This is a genomic window from Bacillus sp. MYb56 (assembly GCF_002976445.1).
Classification (GTDB): domain Bacteria; phylum Bacillota; class Bacilli; order Bacillales; family Bacillaceae_G; genus Bacillus_A; species Bacillus_A mycoides.
The window spans coordinates 115,006-136,248 of sequence record NZ_PCOH01000001.1; the positions used below are offsets into that span (position 1 = coordinate 115,006).

Annotated in this window: 23 protein-coding genes and 2 pseudogenes; 7 read left to right on the forward strand and 18 right to left on the reverse strand. The window is 32.5% G+C overall.

Translation table 11 applies throughout. The annotated features are described in order from the left end of the window. Nucleotides 1-109 precede the first annotated feature (109 nt). The 8 genes and pseudogenes from CQ058_RS00555 to CQ058_RS00590 all read right to left on the reverse strand — a co-directional run. Entirely contained in the window at nucleotides 110-3,280 is a 3,171-nt protein-coding gene (locus tag CQ058_RS00555) for an ATP-binding cassette domain-containing protein (protein WP_002192888.1), read from the reverse strand. A 79-nt stretch (nucleotides 3,281-3,359) separates the two neighbouring features. Beyond that, nucleotides 3,360-3,839 (reverse strand): SRPBCC family protein, encoded by a 480-nt coding sequence (locus CQ058_RS00560; RefSeq protein WP_078177077.1) that lies wholly within the window; start codon nucleotides 3,837-3,839, stop codon nucleotides 3,360-3,362. Between the two features lie 445 nt (nucleotides 3,840-4,284). Then, complete coding sequence (locus CQ058_RS00565; RefSeq protein ID WP_033728073.1) at nucleotides 4,285-4,848, reverse strand: class I SAM-dependent methyltransferase; 564 nt, start codon at nucleotides 4,846-4,848, stop codon at nucleotides 4,285-4,287. A gap of 192 nt (nucleotides 4,849-5,040) precedes the next feature. Continuing rightward, the gene (locus tag CQ058_RS00570; RefSeq protein WP_002189682.1) at nucleotides 5,041-5,889 is read right to left on the reverse strand and encodes a GNAT family N-acetyltransferase; all 849 of its coding nucleotides are present in this window, start codon (nucleotides 5,887-5,889) and stop codon (nucleotides 5,041-5,043) included. A gap of 27 nt (nucleotides 5,890-5,916) precedes the next feature. After that, nucleotides 5,917-6,657 carry a class I SAM-dependent methyltransferase gene (locus CQ058_RS00575; RefSeq protein ID WP_002192889.1) on the reverse strand — a complete coding sequence of 247 codons (741 nt, stop codon included), beginning with the start codon at nucleotides 6,655-6,657 and terminating at the stop codon, nucleotides 5,917-5,919. Between the two features lie 48 nt (nucleotides 6,658-6,705). Continuing rightward, entirely contained in the window at nucleotides 6,706-7,416 is a 711-nt protein-coding gene (gene mtnN / locus CQ058_RS00580; RefSeq protein WP_002189680.1) for a 5'-methylthioadenosine/S-adenosylhomocysteine nucleosidase, read from the reverse strand. Nucleotides 7,417-7,440: 24 nt separating this feature from the next. Further along, complete coding sequence (locus CQ058_RS00585; RefSeq protein WP_002189679.1) at nucleotides 7,441-8,115, reverse strand: DUF3885 domain-containing protein; 675 nt, start codon at nucleotides 8,113-8,115, stop codon at nucleotides 7,441-7,443. Between the two features lie 25 nt (nucleotides 8,116-8,140). Continuing rightward, nucleotides 8,141-8,263 (reverse strand): annotated as a pseudogene (locus tag CQ058_RS00590) (HD domain-containing protein); the annotation flags it as partial. Nucleotides 8,264-8,460: 197 nt separating this feature from the next. On the opposite strand from CQ058_RS00590, the gene CQ058_RS00595 reads away from it, so the two are divergent. From CQ058_RS00595 to CQ058_RS00605, 3 genes are all read left to right on the forward strand, one after another. Then, entirely contained in the window at nucleotides 8,461-9,156 is a 696-nt protein-coding gene (locus tag CQ058_RS00595; protein ID WP_002016575.1) for a response regulator transcription factor, read from the forward strand. Then, nucleotides 9,146-10,303 (forward strand): sensor histidine kinase, encoded by a 1,158-nt coding sequence (locus CQ058_RS00600; protein WP_002085430.1) that lies wholly within the window; start codon nucleotides 9,146-9,148, stop codon nucleotides 10,301-10,303. Before CQ058_RS00595 ends, CQ058_RS00600 begins: the two co-directional genes overlap by 11 nt. Before the next feature lie 181 nt (nucleotides 10,304-10,484). Beyond that, on the forward strand, nucleotides 10,485-11,501 hold the full coding sequence (locus tag CQ058_RS00605) for a D-alanyl-D-alanine carboxypeptidase family protein (protein WP_002141854.1): 1,017 nt from the start codon (nucleotides 10,485-10,487) through the stop codon (nucleotides 11,499-11,501). A gap of 57 nt (nucleotides 11,502-11,558) precedes the next feature. Here CQ058_RS00605 and CQ058_RS00610 read toward each other — a convergent pair whose 3' ends face one another. From CQ058_RS00610 to CQ058_RS00625, 4 genes are all read right to left on the reverse strand, one after another. Beyond that, the gene (locus CQ058_RS00610) at nucleotides 11,559-12,017 is read right to left on the reverse strand and encodes a DinB family protein (RefSeq protein ID WP_033728072.1); all 459 of its coding nucleotides are present in this window, start codon (nucleotides 12,015-12,017) and stop codon (nucleotides 11,559-11,561) included. Between the two features lie 70 nt (nucleotides 12,018-12,087). Next, nucleotides 12,088-12,642, reverse strand: a complete 555-nt coding sequence (locus CQ058_RS00615; RefSeq protein ID WP_002192892.1) for a nucleoside/nucleotide kinase family protein — start codon at nucleotides 12,640-12,642, stop codon at nucleotides 12,088-12,090. A gap of 22 nt (nucleotides 12,643-12,664) precedes the next feature. Next, nucleotides 12,665-13,204: a GNAT family N-acetyltransferase gene (locus CQ058_RS00620; protein ID WP_105589376.1), complete on the reverse strand. Its 540-nt coding sequence runs from the start codon at nucleotides 13,202-13,204 to the stop codon at nucleotides 12,665-12,667. 124 nt (nucleotides 13,205-13,328) lie between these two features. Then, nucleotides 13,329-13,685: a hypothetical protein gene (locus CQ058_RS00625; RefSeq protein WP_002032241.1), complete on the reverse strand. Its 357-nt coding sequence runs from the start codon at nucleotides 13,683-13,685 to the stop codon at nucleotides 13,329-13,331. Between the two features lie 461 nt (nucleotides 13,686-14,146). Here CQ058_RS00625 and CQ058_RS00630 point away from each other — a divergent pair, with 461 nt between their 5' ends. Next, the gene (locus tag CQ058_RS00630; protein WP_012260953.1) at nucleotides 14,147-14,449 is read left to right on the forward strand and encodes a hypothetical protein; all 303 of its coding nucleotides are present in this window, start codon (nucleotides 14,147-14,149) and stop codon (nucleotides 14,447-14,449) included. A gap of 107 nt (nucleotides 14,450-14,556) precedes the next feature. Here CQ058_RS00630 and CQ058_RS00635 read toward each other — a convergent pair whose 3' ends face one another. Both CQ058_RS00635 and CQ058_RS31650 read right to left on the reverse strand, forming a co-directional pair. Then, the gene (locus CQ058_RS00635; RefSeq protein WP_002127497.1) at nucleotides 14,557-14,937 is read right to left on the reverse strand and encodes a hypothetical protein; all 381 of its coding nucleotides are present in this window, start codon (nucleotides 14,935-14,937) and stop codon (nucleotides 14,557-14,559) included. 166 nt (nucleotides 14,938-15,103) lie between these two features. Then, the gene (locus tag CQ058_RS31650; RefSeq protein WP_002189675.1) at nucleotides 15,104-15,274 is read right to left on the reverse strand and encodes a hypothetical protein; all 171 of its coding nucleotides are present in this window, start codon (nucleotides 15,272-15,274) and stop codon (nucleotides 15,104-15,106) included. A 346-nt stretch (nucleotides 15,275-15,620) separates the two neighbouring features. Between CQ058_RS31650 and CQ058_RS00640 the strand changes: the two genes are divergently transcribed. Continuing rightward, entirely contained in the window at nucleotides 15,621-15,989 is a 369-nt protein-coding gene (locus tag CQ058_RS00640; RefSeq protein ID WP_002189674.1) for an FtsB family cell division protein, read from the forward strand. Nucleotides 15,990-16,186: 197 nt separating this feature from the next. Continuing rightward, nucleotides 16,187-16,243, forward strand: a pseudogene (locus CQ058_RS32155) (exosporium leader peptide-containing protein); the annotation flags it as partial. 17 nt (nucleotides 16,244-16,260) lie between these two features. Here the strand turns inward: CQ058_RS32155 and CQ058_RS32160 are convergent. Both CQ058_RS32160 and CQ058_RS32165 read right to left on the reverse strand, forming a co-directional pair. Next, nucleotides 16,261-16,491 (reverse strand): hypothetical protein, encoded by a 231-nt coding sequence (locus CQ058_RS32160; RefSeq protein WP_002189673.1) that lies wholly within the window; start codon nucleotides 16,489-16,491, stop codon nucleotides 16,261-16,263. A gap of 45 nt (nucleotides 16,492-16,536) precedes the next feature. After that, nucleotides 16,537-16,752: a hypothetical protein gene (locus tag CQ058_RS32165; RefSeq protein ID WP_002085442.1), complete on the reverse strand. Its 216-nt coding sequence runs from the start codon at nucleotides 16,750-16,752 to the stop codon at nucleotides 16,537-16,539. Nucleotides 16,753-17,069: 317 nt separating this feature from the next. On the opposite strand from CQ058_RS32165, the gene CQ058_RS00650 reads away from it, so the two are divergent. Then, a complete protein-coding gene (locus CQ058_RS00650) occupies nucleotides 17,070-17,267 on the forward strand; it encodes a hypothetical protein (protein ID WP_002189672.1) in 198 nt (65 codons plus the stop codon). 443 nt (nucleotides 17,268-17,710) lie between these two features. Here the strand turns inward: CQ058_RS00650 and CQ058_RS00655 are convergent, their stop codons facing one another. After that, nucleotides 17,711-19,651, reverse strand: coding sequence for an AMP-binding protein (locus CQ058_RS00655; RefSeq protein WP_002189670.1), 1,941 nt, complete (start codon nucleotides 19,649-19,651; stop codon nucleotides 17,711-17,713). A gap of 49 nt (nucleotides 19,652-19,700) precedes the next feature. Further along, entirely contained in the window at nucleotides 19,701-21,242 is a 1,542-nt protein-coding gene (locus CQ058_RS00660; protein ID WP_002017014.1) for an acyl-CoA carboxylase subunit beta, read from the reverse strand. Nucleotide 21,243 lies beyond the last annotated feature (1 nt).

Below are 21,243 nucleotides of genomic sequence, written 5' to 3' on the forward strand. Positions count from 1 at the left end.
TACCTTAACACGTTTAAAGAAACTCTTCTTCAACATAAAAACTCATTTGCAGATTATTGCAAATGAGTTTTTAATCCCTAACTGACCACTATTTTTTATTCTTCTTAATTTAATTATTTTTCTCAAGACATTCATAAACTGCCATCATTTCTCGCTTATTCAACTCACGAATTCGATTAAATATTAGAATGTCTGCAACATCCTCAGTTCGTAAGCTTTCATCCACAACATCACTAACTTTTCCGGTTAACCATGTTTGCACATCTATTCCATCAACGATTTCTTTAAGCCCTTCATCATTAATACCACTTGCATTACAAGTTATACATGGAATTGTTAATTTAAACACGCCATCATGTAGATTATCTTCGGTTATAACTTTCTTACCGTTACAGAATGGACACTGGTTGCTTTTTTTAATTTTATTAATTTGGGTAACTAATTTTTTGTAACCAAATGCTTCGTATACATATGTTAGTTTTTTATATTTACCATTTGTGAAATACTTATCTATAATGGTTTCTCTTGTTTCATAAACATTAGGAAAATCACAAATAGTTACTTGATTGTTGAAGCAAATGGATTCTATATTTCCTTTTATTTCATCCCAGAATGGTAAAACATTTTGTAACACCATTTCATAATTTGAAAAGCTTGCTTGTTCTAATTCAAACATTTTCAGTGCGACTTGTATATTTCTAGGTAATAAAGAAACATCTTCTGTCATAATCATATCGTCACCTACGATAGATTTCAATTTGACGAGTACAGGCAAATCTCCTACAATTTTTAATACTTCGTTAAGCGGCTGATTAATAATTTCACGAATATCTGTATCTCCAAAATTAAGTGGTTTGTGGTGATTTAATAAAGTCCCCTTACAAATTGGACATTTCATCATTTCTTTAGAAGTCTTAATATCTTCTTTAATAGCTGCTTTTGAAATAACAATATACCCGCCAATAATCGTATTAAATCCTACCCATGTTCTACGTGTCTTTCCTTTCTTATCATAAAAGGACTTATCAAAATAGCCGTACCAAAATGTATGTTTTTCTTCCTCAGACATATCATTATAGCTCTTTGACAAATCATGACCAAGCTCATTTTTAATTTCTTCAAATAGAAATTCTATTTTTTCATATTGATAAAATTTTAATACTTTCATGATTTCCGGATCGAATAGACCATCCCAAAATGGAACATTTTTATCTTGAATTGTAATTTCTTTATCAAAAACTTCAATTTGAAGACGTCCCGAACATGATGGGCAATGATTATCCTGAGAATAGAAATCGAAGCTTCTCGTATCTTTATTAGTCGGATGAGCAGCTACAATATGATTGATCAATCCACCAATTTCATATAAGAAACTATATTGACTATACAAATGTCTTTCGAGATCAATAGCAACAACAGCTGCCATTGTATCAGATTCATATTCACCATAAATTAATCGTGCCATTGATGATAAGCTTTTTAAAATACCACCCTTATAAACGTTTTCAGCATTTTTAAAATAGTTAATATGATTTTCTTTTAAATAGTGAACTCCTTCTTTACGCTTAAGCGTTGAAGAAATGTGTATTTGTTCAGCATTATTCACACTTCTTTTTTGACGATAATAATCCTCATGACTTACTACATCAAGATGCTCTATAGATTCAAGCTGTCTTTTTCCAAAATCGACAATATAATCAGAACTTTCTAGCATGTAACTGTTATGCTCAATCATTATGATAGAGACTGATTCATCTTGTAATATCCCTCTAACACTATCTATAAATTGATTTAAAATATTTTGCGATAAACCTTTTGAAGGCTCATCAAAAATAAACAATGTATGTGGATTTCTTGTTTTTGCAAATAACTCAGAAACTAAATGAACACATTGAAACTCACCCGTTGATAATGTTTGTGTTTTTCGTTCTAATGTTAAATAGCCCAGTCCTAATTTGATTAGTAGGCTCAAGCGTTTATACGCAATATCTTCGTTTGGAATTTCATCAATAATATCCTCAATTGAGCGCTCAAAAATATCATCAATTTCTTCACTATACTTTGTCAGTTTCTTTTTAATATCTAAGAAAGTTGCTACAGTTGATCGACTTGTAATCGATTGGTTTCGATCTTGCCCTACCATAACTAGTTTATCTTTTGGATATCGTTTCAAGAAATCTGTAGCTAAACACTCATTGACAAGTGTAGATTTCCCGCATCCAGACTCTCCTGTAACAGTTACAAGTCTATTTTTAGGAATCTGAAACTCAGTCATTTGGATATTTCGGCAATATAATTCATGGAATGTATAATATTCTGTTGGCATTTTGTAATTTCGTTCCGATAGTATTGGCTTTGGCCTTGGTGATTCTTTCACGATTTGTCCACCATATTTTCCGCTACCAGGTCCGAAGAACAATTGCTCATCTGTTGTATCCAGTACTGTATCTGAATGATCAATGAGCCAGATTTGATTTTTACACCCTAATTGCTTGATCTCTTCTAATATTTGTAACAATGTTTCATTATCAAGCCCCACGGAAATCTCATCAATAATAATTACAGCATTTTCACTTACTGCCATGAATTCAGCTAAGTAAAGTCGTGTTAATTCTCCACCTGACAACGTACCCATAATTCGATTTAATGTTAAATAACCAATGTTCATATTGATAATATTTTGCAGTATATGTTGTTTTGCTTCACTAATATTTAATTCTTCTGCTAGTGAAAGAATAGATTCAACACTTAAATCGTTAATATCCGAAATTGTATGTGATTCAGCAAATAACTCAATAGTACGTTGTTCAACTTCTTCACTATAACGTTTCCCCTTACATTTTTTACACTCAATATTTTTAGTAGTACCACGCCCTTTACAGCCAGCACACCAACCTAATTGATTATTAAATGAAAAGACTTCAGGAGAAAGATTAAATTCTTCCGCTAATTTTTCACGAATCTCTTTAAAAACACCTGTATGAGTACCAATCGTCGAACGCGGATTGGAAGAAATTGATGATTTCCCTAAAAAAAGTACTAAAGGCATTTCTTCCATTTTAATTGCACTAAAATTAGTTTCCATAATATTAGGAAATAAATATTGATATTCAGCCTTTGGCAATAAGGAAACTAGACGCTTCTTTGATTCTTCACCAATTGTTTGACAAAGAGTTGTTTTTCCAGATCCAGATAAACCAGCAATACCAAGTGATTTATTAAACGGAATAACAGTATCAAGTTTATTTATGTTATTAGCAATTAATTGATTTACTTTCATATTAACCTCTATTCTTATTGTTTTTAAAAATCATTTTTATAAGATAATAATTACATAATAAATACCATGAATTTAATCCCTAATCTTTCAACTCATCAACCTTAACCTTATAATTATCAAACCAATATTCCCACTCATCTTTTGAAAACACCTTCTCTTCTCCTTCTAAAACGGAAGAAAAAAGATCTAAACAAATATGCCAACCAGCTATATCTTTTGGTGTATGATCAGTTAATTCATGAATGTATTCTTTAAGTAGTAAAAGAGCACCATTTTTCTCTTTATGTATTTCAAATCGGACACGATCTTTATCCCATGTGAATTCAAGTACTGAATTTAGTTGGCACTCTAAAATATCAATATTTAAAAATGAACCATCCATCATGTCGAACTTTATAATTCCACCTGTTTTAAGGTTTTCAATCTGTAAATTAGACATCCATTTTTTAAGCTTGCTGTTTTCAGTTAAAACAGACCAAACTTCCTCTATTGTATTGGGAAATTGGCGTTCAAATTTTATAATATAGCCATCAATTTGTTTCTCTATTTCAGCCAACATATTTATTTCCTCCTACTCTTGTACAGAATGTATGTTCCTGTTTTATTTTACACGAACTTATGTATAAAAGAAATCTCTATGGCAATGAAATATTAATTTAATGTGTGAATGGTATCTTGAACATTGATTGATTTATTATATATTCTCTCCATGTGTTTATTACAATAGGCGTACCTCAACATTTCCGCAAAAAAATTCAACATGAGAAAACGTTGATTTATTTACTTTATATGATATTTCCATTAAATATTTAAAAGCAATTTTCTTTAAGATAAATGGTGTTAATAAGAGCTAATATAGTATTCAAATCAAGTTATGTAATGTTCAAAATCACTTATTATGTATGTCTAATTCCTTGCTAAACGTAGGTTTACAAAGCAAATAAAAAAAGCCGCATTTGCGACTCATGAACTGATAGAACTAACACCTATTTTAGGTGAATGACTTACCTTTTAATCGCGTCAACAATTAGCGATGGAAAACCAAGTTTATCGCCTCTATTTCTAGAATCATACCTTTTCGAACGGAAAATAACGCCGTCATTCGCATCCCATTCTGTGTAATAAAATTGACCATTTTCATCACAATATTCAAGTAAAACTACCTCAAATCCAGCAATTTCAAACATTTTCGTTAATGTTTTATAATTATGTACGATTTTATGGCTTGCAGCTGGGTGGTCTTTCGGGCCAGGGCCGCCTATTTGAACTATATTTTGGTAGGTTTCATCTCGGAAAAATGCATCAGGCACTCCGCACCGAATATGACCTGATGGCTTTAAAAATTTATAGCAAATTTCAGCTGCTTTTACACCTTCTTCAAAAGTAAGATGTTCCCATACATGCTCTGCTAAAATAGCTGAAATGGAATTGTATTCAAATCTTTCTTCCCAAGTGGTATTGTCTAGTAAATTAAGTTCATCTTCTTGCGTTTGAACCCAACCTGGATTATTATTAAATACTCCAGCTCCGACTACTACTTTAATTTCGTCTTGCTTAATTGCCATCACTTTCACCTCATAAATCTTTTAATGTATTAATATATTCTATGTTTACTATACATTTTCCTTTTTCAACTAAAGTGCCAGTTAGCTCAATAAGATAGGTAACAAAACTTCTGTTGTTTTTACTTATCCTCCCACATACAGCAAAAACGTTTATAGTGCAAAATAAAAAGCGAAAAGAATAATTCCCTCCGCTTTTTATAGCAATAAATACATTTCATATTGTGCTAAAGAATTCTTTTCAAATCCAGATTTCTTTAAAAACCCTTCCAGTAAATTGTTGTTTGGGAACCCAATTGATAAACTTGATAACTTTAATTCTTCACTTGCTACCTGTAATAATTTCGTCCCAACACCAATATTTCTATAATCTTTGTCTATGAAAATAAAACTAATTTTTCCTTGTTCATTTACACATACAGAACCTTTTATATCACTATCAACATATGCACCGTAAAATGTATGATTTGTTTTTTCGATATAATCAATATCATTTTGCCAATTTATATGGAAGCTTAGCCATTTCTGAATTTCAACTTTAAATGTTGGAAATTCTAATTGTTTTACTTCAATACTTTTATTACCTTTATTCATTATTTTAGTTAAATCATTTAAATTATAATAAGAAAGATCATATACTTTTTCATAACCTAATTTGTTATAAAAATGAATCGCCCGATCGTTTCCTACAATAACTTCAAGAAAAAGCTGCTTACATTTATTTTGTGTCGCTTCTTCTTTATGTAACTCAAATAACTTTTGACTTACACCAATGCCTCGAAATTCTGGATGAACAGCTAATGTTCCGCAGCGCATTGTTTTTATACTTTCATATACCTTAATACCACCAAGTATTACACCAACAGATTTGTCACCGTCTAAAGCAAGAAAGGAGTGTTCTAGCGAATTCCCTTCTGGCCCAAAAAATCTTTTTATAAAATCTTCTTTTGAAACTTCCAGTTTAATGATGTAATCTGAAAATCCATCCTTAAAAGCTTTATACACTAAATCTATACTTACTTCACTACATCTTTTGTATTGAATCATATAAGTATAATCCCCCGCTTTGACTTGTTATAAACTGCATTCAAATACATGAAATGAATTACCTTCACCATATCCATCTTTTATTTCATGAACAACAATTTGACTAAACCCATTAGTAATAAGTATATTTTCAAATTCTTTTAAATTATATAGTCTTATAGGAAAATCCATAATCTCAGTTTCTTTTATTTTCTCATCATGAATGATTTCATATTTCAGTATAATATTTAGAAGTTTTTGCGCCTTATCATATGAAACTTTTCTATACTCAACAATTAATTCATTGTTAATTTCTTTTCTATTTGTCTCTATCCAATCTAAAATTTGTTCTGTCTCACTTCCACCTTGTACAATTGTCAGAAGTAATTTGCCATTTTCCTTTAAGTTGTTTTTCATATTTTGAAGACTATTGTCTACTAAATTATTTGGTAAAAGTGAAAATGAACCGATAGGAATCATAATAAGATCGTATTTTTTATCACTATGATATTCTTCTATTCTTCCTTGTGACACAACCGGTTTTAAGTTTAATTTTTCTGCTTTATCTTTACAAACTTTAAGCATATCTTTCGAAATATCGAACCCTTCTATATTCACACCATTTTGCATAAAGGGAATTAACATTCTACCATTTCCGCACATTGGTTCTAACACATGTATATTTTTATCTTTTGCAAAAGAAAGATAAAAATCCAATTCTTTTCCGGCTGCAATTGATTTATCACTTTCATATATCTTTGTACAAAGTTCTCCATAATACGTATGCAATTATAATTCACCTCTTAATTTGAAATGAGCGGGATATTCCCCCTCTTGTTATCTATTGTTAACTACAGTAATCTCATAAACACGTACAAAAGTAATTAAATGCTCACACGCTCGTTCACATGCTAACATTTTAAAAACCTTTTGTTCTTCTTTCGTTTTGTCATTCGCTTGATCTGAGGCAGCTTTTAAACATAGAAATGGTTTGTTATTTACACGACATACATAAGCAAATGCTGCCACTTCTTGATCAACGGCTAAAGCACCGTATACAGTATGAAGTAAATACCTCATTTCTGAACTTCGAATACGTTGATCTCCAGATAGAAATGTACCAAAATGGACCGGGTCATACGAACGCAATTTCTTCATTCGTTTTACGAGTGATTTAGTTGTTTCAATAGGTGCTGTTCTACCATCATATAGATTAAAACTATCTTCTCCTGAACCAGCCGCTGTAACATCATGCTGCAAAGTATTAAGAGCTACAACGATGTGTCCATTTTTCACCTTATCTGATAAACTCCCGCAAATCCCTGTCATAAATAACTGGTCTGGCTGGAATTCACTTATTAATAGTTGTACACAACTAGCACAACTTACTTTACCGACACCAGTTACAACTGAAATAACTTCTAATTCATTAATAGAATGAAAATGAAATTCCCAAGCTGCTATTTTTTCTACACGCTCACTTGGATAATGTTGATGCAAATACGTAAGCTCTGGTTCCCATGCAGATACAATTGCGATCCTTTTCATTACACACTTCACTTCCTCCTATTTTCATGTAAATAAGTCATCTATACTCTCTCGTTCATATTCTGGTATCCACTCTTTATACTTCACATATAAATCCCGTATCTTTTCTTTATTCTTCGCAATTACTTCACATCCTCTATCATCATAAATAAACATGATAATATCCTTTGTTACATTTATAAAAAATACATCTGGATATGAAATTTCTTTTTTTCGCCCTAGACGTGGACGTAGGTCAGGGAAATCTTCATGATTAGCTGCTTGAATAAGCGGTTCATATTTAATATCTTCTGCAAAACATTGTAAAGAAAATTGATATGTACAATATAAGTCAGCTTCTTCATCTTCAAATAGAAAAGGTAATGTTTCTTGTCTAATATGAAACTTTAAACCGCTCTTTTTAATAAATCTATTGTATACATTTATTTTCTGCAGATTTTTTATATTTTCCTGTTTAAATCGATAAACATTTGTGATTAAAAAGACGGTATCTTCTTTTGAAAATATATCTTTAAATAGATTTTTATTATACCTATATAGTTGTGTGAAATATTCCATATTATACGTGTTACCATCTTCTTTGAATTGATATTTATCTTTCCCAAAATCAAAATGAAGATGATTTTCCCACTGAGAGTATATGTACGGTACTAAAGTAACTCCTGGAAATATTTGATTCATATATTCTTTAAATTGCATTTTCATACCCTTTCTACTCTACAATTTCTTTTAAATTCCGAATTGAATGTTTATATGTAAATTCTTTATTGTATTTTAATAGAAAAGCTTTAATATCATTTTCTATTTTTCCAGTTGGAGTAAATGAATATATATCATTATATAACATAGCAAGTCCCCCTTATAACTATCTTTCAGTATAATGTGGAGTTTAAATATCCTTCTTATTTTATATTCGTTATGAATGTTTTAATTCCTTTTTAATACGATACATGAAATTTTATGTAGAAACATTACTACAAAATACATAAATGTTTGATATTATAGTAATGTTGATTAATTGTAAGGAAAGGAACTAACTATAAAATGAATAAAAACATATTAATTATTGATGATGATAAAGATATTGTAGAATTACTGGCTGTTTATTTACGAAATGAAGGCTATAACATTTATAAAGCTTATGATGGTGATGAAGCATTACAAATGATATGTACATATGAAGTTGACCTTATGCTTTTAGATATTATGATGCCAAAACGAAACGGATTGGAAGTTTGTCAAGAAGTGCGTGAAAATAATACTGTACCTATCCTTATGCTTAGTGCAAAGGCTGAAGATATGGATAAAATTTTAGGACTTATGACCGGCGCAGATGATTATATGATTAAACCGTTTAATCCACTAGAATTAGTGGCTAGAGTGAAAGCTTTATTACGAAGATCCTCTTTCCAAAATGCTACTTCCCAAAAGAATGAAGATGGTATTATTCGTATTCGTTCTGTTGAAATACATAAACATAATCATACTGTTAAAGTAAATGGAGAATATATTAAACTCACCTCTATCGAATTTGATATTTTATATTTACTAGCGAGTAATACTGGAAGAGTATTTAGCTCTGAAGAGATATTCGAACGAGTTTGGAATGAAGACGGTTATGGTTCTAATAAAACGGTAATGGTCCATATTAGTAATTTACGCGATAAACTTGAAACCGTAATGAATGGTGAAAAACTAATTCATACGGTTTGGGGAGTAGGATATAAAATTGAGAAATGAAGCATTTGATATATTAAAAGATATACCAAAGTGGAAGCTTATTTTTTGGCTTTTATTAGCTATCACTCTTACACCAATTACCGAATTAATTATATTTCGCCTCGTAACGAGTGTAATTGAGAGTTCACTTACTCTAAGCGAACTAGGAAAAGAATTCATTAGAATTTTTGGCCATGAAAAATATATTGGATTAAAAGAGTCTTTATGGATGATGATTGTATCTTATTTGTTTTTATTTTCTATTTTCTCATCCTATTTATACATTTTTTATCGTCATGAAAGAAAGGTTTACTATGAAACTTGTATAAAAAAAATGATTGAAGAGATTCGGTATATTGCAAGTGGAAACTTTAATCATAAAGTTTCCATCGTACACCATAATTATTTAGAAGAACTGGCAACTGGGGTCAATCAAATTATTGAGCAATTAAAAGTATCAATTGATGAAGAAAGACAGGCAGAACAAGCAAAAAGCGAACTTATTACAAATGTATCACATGATTTACGAACCCCTCTTACATCTATAGTTGGATACGTAAATTTAATCCATCATGATAATTATAGAGATGAAGTAGAATTACGATACTATATTCAAGTCATTTACGATAAAGTAACCCGTCTTAATGCATTAATGAATGACTTGTTTGAATATACACGTGTTCAAAATAAAGAGTTAAGTTTATATTCTGCTCCCATTGATATTGTAGAATTGCTTGGACAATTAACTGTCCAATTTCGGATACAGCTTCAAGAAGCTAATATTGAATGTCGCCCTTCTTTCCCATCTCAAAAGCTAATGGTACTAGCTGATGGGGATAAATTAGTACGTGTGTTTGAAAATCTAATCATAAACGCTATTACTTATGGAAATGATGGAGATCATATTGATATTACCGCTTACGAAAGCAATAACATGATTACAATTGATATAACAAATTACGGACAACCTATCCCTAGTACTGATTTACCTCATATTTTTGAACGTTTTTATCGTGTTGAAAAATCACGTTCAACAAACACTGGTGGATCTGGGCTCGGATTAGCAATTGCAAAAAGTATTGTTGAATTGCATAAAGGAACAATTGAAGTATATAGCGATGATAAAAAAACAACTTTCACTGTAAAATTACTCCCTTATAAAGCTTAATACCACATATTTATAGGTTCAATTTTTTATCATATAAGAAATTGAACCTTTTATATTCCATTAATATCCAAAATTTAATAATCCTTTATAATTCTTTAGAAATTCTTTACCTTTTCTTTCTTCCTAATTAAGCATTCCTTTTTACAATAATATTATTGATGTAATATTAGGAGGATCGCTAATGCAATTCTTGAAAAAAATAACAGTTTTATTATTATCTTTTCTTATTACTGCACTTATCGTTTTATATTTTTATCTTTATGTAAATGGTCCAATTATTCAAGCTAAATCAGCTATTTTAATAGATACTAATTCTGGTGAGATTGTTTATAAAAAAAATGAAGAAACTCCTATACAATCAGCTACTTTATCTAAATTAATGACAGAGTATATCGCACTGGAACAACTGAATGAAGGGAAAATACAGTTAGATGAATTAGTAAAAATAAGTAACGAAGTTTTCCGAGCAGAAACGAGTCCTATACAAGTAACTTCGAAAGATAAAACGACGGTTCGTGATTTACTTCATGCATTGTTTTTGACAGGGAATAATCGTTCCGCACTTGCCCTTGCAGAACACATTGCTGGAAACGAAGATAACTTTACACTTTTAATGAATGACAAAGCAAAACAACTAAAGTTATCACAACCATCCCCGTTTCTAAATGCTACTGGAATTAATAACGATACGAATAAACAATCAACTACAACATCGATAGACGTCGCTAAACTAGCAACACAATTAGTAAAAGACTTTCCAGATGTATTGAATGTTACGAAACTAACCTCTTACCAATTTACCTTCAAAGATTCAAAAGTTTTCAATACAAATAAAATGATATATTCCCTTAATAAAAACATTAAACTCCAAGGTGTTGACGGCTTACAAACTAGTTTTTCAACTAATGGTAATTATAGTTTTGTCAGTACAGCCACACGAGGAGATACTAGACTTATTTCAGTAATATTAGACGCCGGTGATGAAAACAGTACTTTTATTGAAACAAAAAAGTTACTTCAGTACGGTTTTGATCCTTCCTCGTACTCTGCACTCCAAGCTTTTAAAGATGCTGTTACATCTTGGACAATATTGTTTCAGTTTAAAAATTTAATCATACAAACGATTATGATCTTTTTCATCATTACAATCTTAATGTTTTTATATATACGTCAAAAAAAAGCCGAGGATTTTAACTAAAAATTCTCTTTAATATAAAAACCGACTTGCAATACAAATGCAAGTCGGCCTCTAAATTTATAATCCCCTTCCAATTAAATTTGCTGAAACAGGCTGAAGATTTAGTTCTCTCGCCCATATAGATAGCTGGCCAATGTGATGAATTTCATGCACAATTACATGTCGTAACACTTCTCCGTATGTATATATTTTGTCTGTCCACGAAGCTTTTAATATCTTATATTCTAGGTCACCAGACCATATTTGCAAAAACTCTTCTAATTCTCGTCGATATGAATCAGATAGCGCTTTCACTTTTTTGATTGATTGATAATCTTTAAACTGTGGTTCGTTATCCTCTTTTTCTTGAAGCGCACTAATCCAGCTATACTCAACATCTACAATATGGAAAAGTGTTTCTAAAATACTCCCAACACCTCCAACACGTTTGCGAAGCAATTCTTCCTTTGTAAGTTGTTCACACCATTTAAACCAATCATCTCTTACTTGCCAATTGTAATAAAATAGCGTTTTCAAATTGAAGCACCCCACTTTTTTATATAGCCATAAATGTTCCATTCGTATATGATTCATTTTTCAATCAACTTTACAAAATCACATTTCTTCTACTGAATTCCTCTACTATTTGCACAACTATTTCATTTACACATAAAGATCCATCCAAAACGATATCTGAATTCGGCTTTACTGTATTAATCGCCTCTAAATAAGCTTTTCTCGCATGTGTTATATAGTGTTTTAGATCATTATGTATTTCACTAATTTTATCTTCTGTAAAGTCACGCAAAATCCTCCTAGCCATCGCAATATCTAAAGGGGTGTCAATAAATATAGTTATATCTATTAATTCCCGCATTTCACTATTTAAGTAAGCAAAGGGATAATCTACTATAATATAGTCTAAATTACTATTTTGTAGTAGATGCTGAATATCTGCAATTAATGGTGTTAGTACCCATTCATCGTAATTAGCTCCATCATCAATCCATTTGCAAATATCAACCGGACAGTTATCAAATTTATATCTATCAAAATATAGAGCCTTTGATTTTTTCAACTCATGAGCTAAACTTTCTGTAATGGTAGTTTTACCGCCCCCTGAAACAGCTGCAATTGAAATTATTTTTGTTTTTTTATTCACGATTCCCACCAAACCCCTTTTGTTAACATAATATAATTATAAAACACTTTTTTTTATTGTTCCATTCATATTCTAACATACTCATTTCCCATAAATTCCAATACGTTTCTCCTACTTTTTTTGACTCTCTTAATAAACCTTCTTTTACAAAACCTATTCTTTCGTAACAAGAAATAGCTGACTTATTAAAGTCATAAACACCAAGAGTTACTCTATGTAGTTTTAATTCTTCAAAAGCAATACGAAGTACGGCTTTCATCATATGTTTCCCTATAGAACGCCCTCTCATTTTCGTATTACCAACTAGCACTTTTCCAATTCTAGCAGACTTATTTATATTATCTATTTGTCCAAGAGAAATATGACCAATAACTGCTTTAGTCTCTTCATCCATTATTTTGAATGCCAGTGTGTTTGCACTTTCTGTATATTTCTCTAATTGCTGTTCATTTAAAGGATATGTACATGCATTTCCCGACCATTGTATTAAAAATTCTTCGGAATTAATCCAATTTATTAATTGTTTGAAATCAGATCTTGTAAATTGTTTCAGCTTGATCACTCTCATTCTCCTTTCACACAAACTTTTATACACCTTCAAATTTATTTCTATATGAAAAATATATTCCCTTTTAAACAAAATAAAAAGCCATTCATAAGAATGGCTTAGCATCAATAAAGTATAATTAATCTTTATTTGCTACGTCAACACCGTTAAAATCAAACTCATCAGTAACAGTTGTAGCAGGTGGTAAAATTGCTTCAATTTTACAAAGAGATATAATTGCTGCAACTGAACCAGGAATAGCAGCTAGCTTAACAACATCGCAAGTTACCGAAGAAACAGTACCTATATAAGTACGTCCTTCAGTGTTAATTCGCACTGTTTTATTAATTAATTTTTTAAGCTCATCTCTAATTCCTTGTACACAAGAGCTGTCACATTTCTCATTCTTTTCCTTTTTACACTCTTCAAAAATGTCCCAACAATCATCATGCTTACACGTACATTTCTTTCTACAATTATTAAATCGAGAACCCAAAACCTCACCCCCTAATCCTTTCTACTAGTAAAGTATGTCCAATAGCTTAAAAGTGTACGAGACAAAAGCATAGAAACAAAAAAACAAACACTTGTACTAAACCTTCTTATTTATACTTTTAATAAGCCGGCTCCTTGAATAGGGACCACCTTTTCCTATTACTTCACATATACATAGGCTTTGTTCGCAGTGATATGGTGTATTTTTCCTTTACCATTGTGAAATATACATTCAGAAAAGCGTACTCCAAAATAAGATATTATTTAAAATCTTAACGTTTCCTTCAACAAGTGTTTGTTGATTAATATCATAACCAGTAGTTCTCTCAACTATCTCTTGAAAATTAGCATAGTTTGTATGAATTCTATATCTAGTAGAAAGCACTCTATCATATAAAGGTAAAATAATAGGTTAATAAACAAGCCATTCTTTTACTAAAACATAGAATAGTATGAATCCTATTGAAGGGAGGTATAAAAGAATGTCCTGGAAAAATGATTGCTGGAGTTCTAAGAAAAAGCATTGTTGTGATGACTGGTGGAAATCTAAAGAAAAGAATCATTGTGATGATGATTGGAGTTCTAAGGAAAAGCATTGTAATGATGATTGGTGGAAATCTAAAGAAAAGAATCATTGTGATAATGATTGGAGTTCTAAACGAAATAAGTGTCGTTGTAAATGTTTCTTTATTTGTTGTCATTGTAAAAGAAAAAATTGGTAACATTTTCAATATCGACTTAAAAGAGAGAACATGTCTTTTGTGACCGATAAATACTAGAATGTAATATACAAAAAGCTGACTAAGTATAGTCAGCTTTTTGTCAATGAACACGTAGAGATTTATTTTAATATAGTTCTTATTAGAAAAGGATTATTTTATATAGATTACTATAAGCATCCATAAAGCCAAGGCGCCAATGATAGCGAGCGCTATACGTGTAGATAGTACCCTTAATTCAAAGTCTGTTTTCTTGGAGGGTTCAGGATATGCAATTATGTAGATTCCCTTTAATAATGCAAGCCATGCAATAACCGTTAGGAACCCCTGCCAGTTGAATACCCATACATTATGTAGGATTACACTACCTAACCCTAGGAAAATCGATAGAAAACCATACATAATACCAAATCCTCTGTCTTCAACCACTAATTTTTTCAATTCACGTAGTACCGATGGACGTACGAAAAGTATTCCCGATACGATAACCGTTATCCATCCCCAAAACAATCCTAAAAAAGTACTAGTTTCCATTATTAGTTCACTCCCCTCAATTATTTATATTTCAGATATTCCCCCCTTTAGAACAATTCCAACATCTTTATATATAGGCTAAATTCTGCTCTTTTTTAATACAATCATGGCATATTCTATGCCCATCCTTAATCACCTCATTTCTCTACAAAATGAAATTTTTATATCATTCTTCATCATCATCTATCCGAATCAACCGAAGTCGCTTTGTACTATTACCGTACACTTTTTCATAGCTTGGAGCTAACATGCACCAAAGCCAATATAATGATTGATTCGCCTTTTCACTAACCTCTAAAATTGTCCCCTCTGTAATAAAATGATCACCTTGATACAATGTATACTCGCTTGTCCCATGGAATCATCATTATTCCCCTCCCTATTAAAATAGCGTTTTGTTTCAAATAATGCTCTCATTAATTTGGACGCATTTACCAGTATATTTACCAAAAAATTCATGATATCGTTAACTAGTCGAGTACGTCATTACTTGACGATTACCCTTAGGAGCCCCCGCAGACAATCGGGGTTCCTTTTATTTAAATAAGGATTTTGTTTAAATAAGGATTTTGTTTAAACTTTACAAAACTCACCTATATTAAACTATCTTCTAAAATTCCCATTGAACATTTATAATACTTTTAAACGGTTTAAATTCTACAATCAGTAATGGAGGCATTTTAATGGGAAACATCCCAAAAATATCATCACAACAATCAAATCCTAAGATACCCTCACAGCAAGTGAACGCTAACACCAAACAAGGTAATAATAAAAAAACAAGACGCCGTATTATAACTACTTTAGCTTTTATATTACCTATAATTTTTGTCCTTCAATATTCTCTTAATAACCAGCAAGAAATGATTAAAGAGAAACAAATCACGGTTAATACGGAGCAACAAAAATTATCTTCTTTAAAGAAGGATGGTCATACCCTTAAAAATGATGTTAAAGTTTTAACAGGTAGTGAAGAAGAAGTTTTAAAATTCGCAAGGAAGCTGTATGGATTTTCCAAACCGAATGAAACTATATTTCAAATAACTGAATAAAATTACACTGTATTATCCAAAAGGCGATATGAAGATAATCGCCTTTTTATATTTAATTTCTAAAGTAATCATACTAATCTCTCTTTCTATCAAATAACTATTTTGTTTAATTTATTAAAATACAACCGCTTGTCCATTTCACTTTGCTCTATCATTACATTTACTATTAGTAATACGATTTTTAGAGGTGATATATAATGGACGAGTTTTTATCTTTTGCTGCACTTAATCCGGGTTCTATTGGGCCTACACTTCCACCTGTTCCACCCTTTCAATTCCCTTCCGGTCCTACTGGTTCTACTGGATCAACCGGACCAACTGGACCAACTGGACCAACCGGACCAACCGGACCAACTGGACCAACCGGACCAACCGGACCAACTGGACCAACTGGTTCTACCGGATCAACCGGACCAACTGGTTCTACCGGACCAACCGGACCAACCGGATTTAATCTTCCTGCTGGGCCTGCATCTATTACTTTGACTTCTAACGAAACCACAGCATGTGTATCCACTCAAGGAAATAATACTTTATTTTTTTCGGGTCAAGTATTAGTAAACGGTAGTCCTACTCCAGGAGTAGTGGTCAGTTTTTCATTTAGTAACCCTTCTCTTGCTTTCATGGTTCCTCTTGCGGTCATTACCAATGCTTCAGGTAACTTTACCGCTGTATTTCTAGCCGCTAATGGGCCTGGAACAGTAACCGTTACTGCTTCACTTCTTGATTCTCCTGGAACAATGGCTAGCGTCACTATTACCATTGTGAATTGTCCGTAACGGTTTTATTTTTAAGGACTAAGCAATATCTAATAAGATGAGCACTGATTTACAGTGCTCTTTTTTATCATTGGGATGTTCCTTTCAAATGAAATTTCGTAACACCCTACTAAAATAACGCTTTTATTAAGAACTAATGATCTTTATATTTCTTAAGCTTGTCAGCACAAGTAATTTTTATAATTAGTTAAATTCTCAATATAGTTTGTGTATATAATTCCATTCAAAGATACATAATACCCACGTAACTATTTAAAAATACTTTGTTTTTATATCTAAGTTCAAAAAGGAGCTACATAACATGGATAAAAAAGATTTATTAAGTCAACAACTTGATTCTGTGTCATTAGATGCGCTGAATACCCCTAGTAAGGCCCAAGAACAACTGCAAGAAACCTCTCAGGAGGCACATAATTCAAACAAAAAGGACAGTACTCAAGCTTTACATGGCGAAGATTTACCAATTTCAGATGTATATAGAACAACGAACAAACAGTAAATTTAAAAGGGAAAAAATCTTAAGAACGAGTGAACTTAATTCTTTTCCCTTTTCCTATTTAAATAACACTTTTATATGAAACCCGTACACATTTTTGACACATCCACTATCACAATCTCCTAAAAATTCGTGATAATATTAATTTGTCGGATACGCCAAATTTCGACATTGAACGACAATAATATCTCCCTTATTGAATCCCTGTCCCCCAGGGATTTCTCCTTTTATTCATTACTTTTTTCTTCACTAAATTTTCATTCTTAACAAAATTCAATCACTCCATTGAATAGACAGCTATAGTATCCTATTTTGATAAAAACTAAAAACAAACAGATATACTTAACACTAATAGTAGATTTTTTAACTTCAAATTTACTTTTTCTCTCTTATCTTTTTGTAAACATTAAAAATGAGCTCTATTTACATAGAGCTCATTCGTAATTTTATAGTTTGCTAGACTGTAACCCCTGAATAAACGGAACTACTTCAGGATTTACAAGTGACGATAAATCTCCTAACTCTTTTCCTAAGTAAGCTGCTTTAATAACACGTCGCATTACTTTAGAATTTCGTGTTTTTGGTAAATCTTCTACAACGTGGATGTCTTTTGGACATAAAGCTTTACCAATATGAGAGTTTACTAAACTCATTAATTCTTTCTTTAATTCTCTTGAGAATGTTACACCATCTCGTAATACAACAAAACAATGACAAACTTCTCCTTTTACATCATCCGGTACACCAACTGCCGCTGCTTCTATTACATCATTATGTTTCACAAGAATAGATTCATATTCAGCAGGCCCAATACGTTTCCCTGCAATATTTAGCGTATCGTCTGAACGTCCTGTGATGATGTATTGCTCACCGTCATAAATGACCCAGTCACCATGAACCCACTTATTTTCAAAGCGTGACCAATATGTGTTTACATAACGTTCATCATCTTCCCAGAAACTTTTCGTCATACCTACCCAAGGTTTTTCTAAACATAATTCTCCGACTTCATCTCGAATTGGTTTACCTTGATCATCAAGTACAACCGCTGCCATTCCTGGTAAAGATGCGTTAAAACTAATCGGTGCGATCGGCTTAATTAGGACATTCCCGAAAATCCCACCTGAAATTTCAGTTCCACCTGAATAGTTACAAATTGGTACTTTACCTTTACCAACTGTATTAAATAACCACATCCATGGGTCTGGATTCCAAGGTTCTCCTGTTGATGCGAATACTTCTAAACTCTTTAACGAGTGTTTATTTACATATTCATCACCTTTTGCCATTAATGCACGGATTAACGTTGGTGAAATACCGAGATGAGTAATTTCATATTTATCGACTGTCTCCCATAAGCGGTCTGCTTCTGGAAAATCTGGGACACCTTCATACATAACCATTGTTGCGCCATTAATTAAAGAGCCGAATAGTAAAAATGGTCCCATCATCCAGCCCATATCAGTTACCCATAATACTCGGTCGCCTTGTTTTATATTCATTCCAAACCCTGCATCAAATGCAGATTTTAGCGGGAAACCAGCATGTGTGTGTACTGTCCCCTTCGGCTTACCAGTCGTTCCAGATGTATATATAAGCATTAATGGATCATCACTGTTCATTTCTTCAGCATGTATAAATGGTTTTTCTTTTTCTAACGTACTCCATGAAAAATCATAATTATGCGGTGTAAAATCATTTCCTGCATGACGAACAATTACCACCTTTTCAACAGTTGGACAATGTTCACAAGCTTTATCTACTTCATCTTTTAATGAAACAATTTTCCCACGGCGTGAAAAGCCATCTGCGGTAATAACCATTTTTGAACCAGCCGCTTGTACACGTGTCATTACTGCATCAGCAGCAAAACCTGAGAATATTGGTGAAATAATCGCTCCAATTTTCATTACCGCTAACATAGCAACAACTGTTTCAGGAATCATTGGCATGTAAATTGTTACACGATCACCTTTTTCAATACCAGCATGTTTCAAACCGTTGGCAACACGGCTTACCCAGCTGTCAAGCTCTTCATATGTAAATGATTTCGAAGTTCCGTTTTCCCCTTCATACATAAGTGCTGCTTGTGTTTTCGTTTTATCGTCTGCAAGCCAGCGAGATAAAGCAGATTCTACAACGTTACAAGTTCCCTCAGTATACCACTGTGCAAACGGTGTACCATTTTCTAAATCTAACACTTCTGTATATGGTTTCATCCACTGATAGCCAACTGCTCTCTCAGCTTCTCCCCAAAACCAAGCTGTTTCTTCAATTGACTTATTATAAAAAGCTTCGTAATCTTCATAGCCTAATGATTTCATCCAACCAAATAAACGCGTTTTTTCTTTATATTCTTCTGCTGGAAACCAAACTGCTTGTTTCAATGTTTTCCCCTCCTTGATTTTTTGAGCAAGAAAGCCCTAAATAGGGCTTTTAAACTGGATATACAGGATGTTTACGATCCGTGAATACTTGATATTTACTCATATACATTTCGAATCGTCCTTTTAGCTCTTCACGTAAATTGTTTGGATGAACAATACCATCAATCACCATCTCAGATGCTAAACGGTAAATATCAATATCTTTCTTATACTCTTCTCGTTTTTCAGCAATAAAGCTTGCACGCTCTTCTTCTGGTAAAGCTGCAATCTTATTTGCATATACAGCATTGACCGCTGCTTCTGGACCCATTACTGCAATAGAAGCTGTTGGTAATGCTAAGCAGCAATCTGGTTCAAACGCTGGACCTGCCATTGCATATAAGCCAGCTCCATATGCTTTTCGAACGACGATAGAAATTTTCGGTACAGTTGCTTCACTCATTGCAGAGATCATTTTTGCACCGTGACGAATAATTCCGGCACGTTCTACTTTTGTACCAATCATAAATCCAGGTACATCTGCAAGGAATAATAATGGAATATGGTATGCATCGCATAAATTTATAAACTTCGCTGCTTTATCAGCTGAATCGTGGAATAATACGCCGCCCTTCATACGCGGCTGATTTGCAATAATGCCAATTGGCTTACCATCAATGCGTGCTAAACCTGTAATTAGTTCTTGAGCAAATAATTTTTTCACTTCAAAGAAAGAACCTTCATCAATAATTCTGTTAATGAGATCTTTCATATTGAAAGGAGCATTTTGATTTTCTGGAATGATTTCTTCTAACGTTTTATCGAACTGTTTCGGTTCTTGAGGTGTAATCAAAGGAGTCTTTTCTAAATAGTTACTTGGAAAATAAGAAATATATTGTCTTGCTTGCGTAATTGCATCTTCTTCTGTTTTACATAAAACATCTCCGCATCCTGATACTGAGCAATGCATACGTGCTCCGCCCATTTCTTCTAAAGTTACCTTCTCACCGATAACCATTTCAGCCATACGCGGAGACCCTAAATACATAGAAGCATTTCCTTCAACCATCATAACAACGTCACAAAATGCTGGAATATACGCACCACCAGCTGCTGAAGGTCCAAATAATAAACAAATTTGTGGCACTTTTCCAGATAATTTCACTTGGTTATAAAAAATTCTTCCCGCACCGCGGCGTCCAGGGAACATTTCAACTTGATCTGTAATACGTGCCCCAGCAGAGTCAACTAAATAAAATAACGGTACACGTAATTTCTCAGCCGTTTCTTGAATACGCAAAATCTTTTCAACTGTACGTGCTCCCCATGATCCAGCCTTAACAGTTGAATCATTTGCCATTACGCACGCAGTGCGACCATGTATTTTACCAGTTGCAGTTACAACGCCGTCAGCTGGTAACCCGGTTTGTTCACAATTTGCAAATAATGCATCTTCCACATATTCACCATTATCGAATAAAAGAGCTAAACGATCTCGAACAAAAAGTTTTCCTTTTGCTTTGTTTTGTTCATGATATTTCGGTGCCCCGCCTTGCTTAATTGTTTCAACTCGTTCTTCAAATGAATTAGATTGTTGTTTTTGATCTAACATA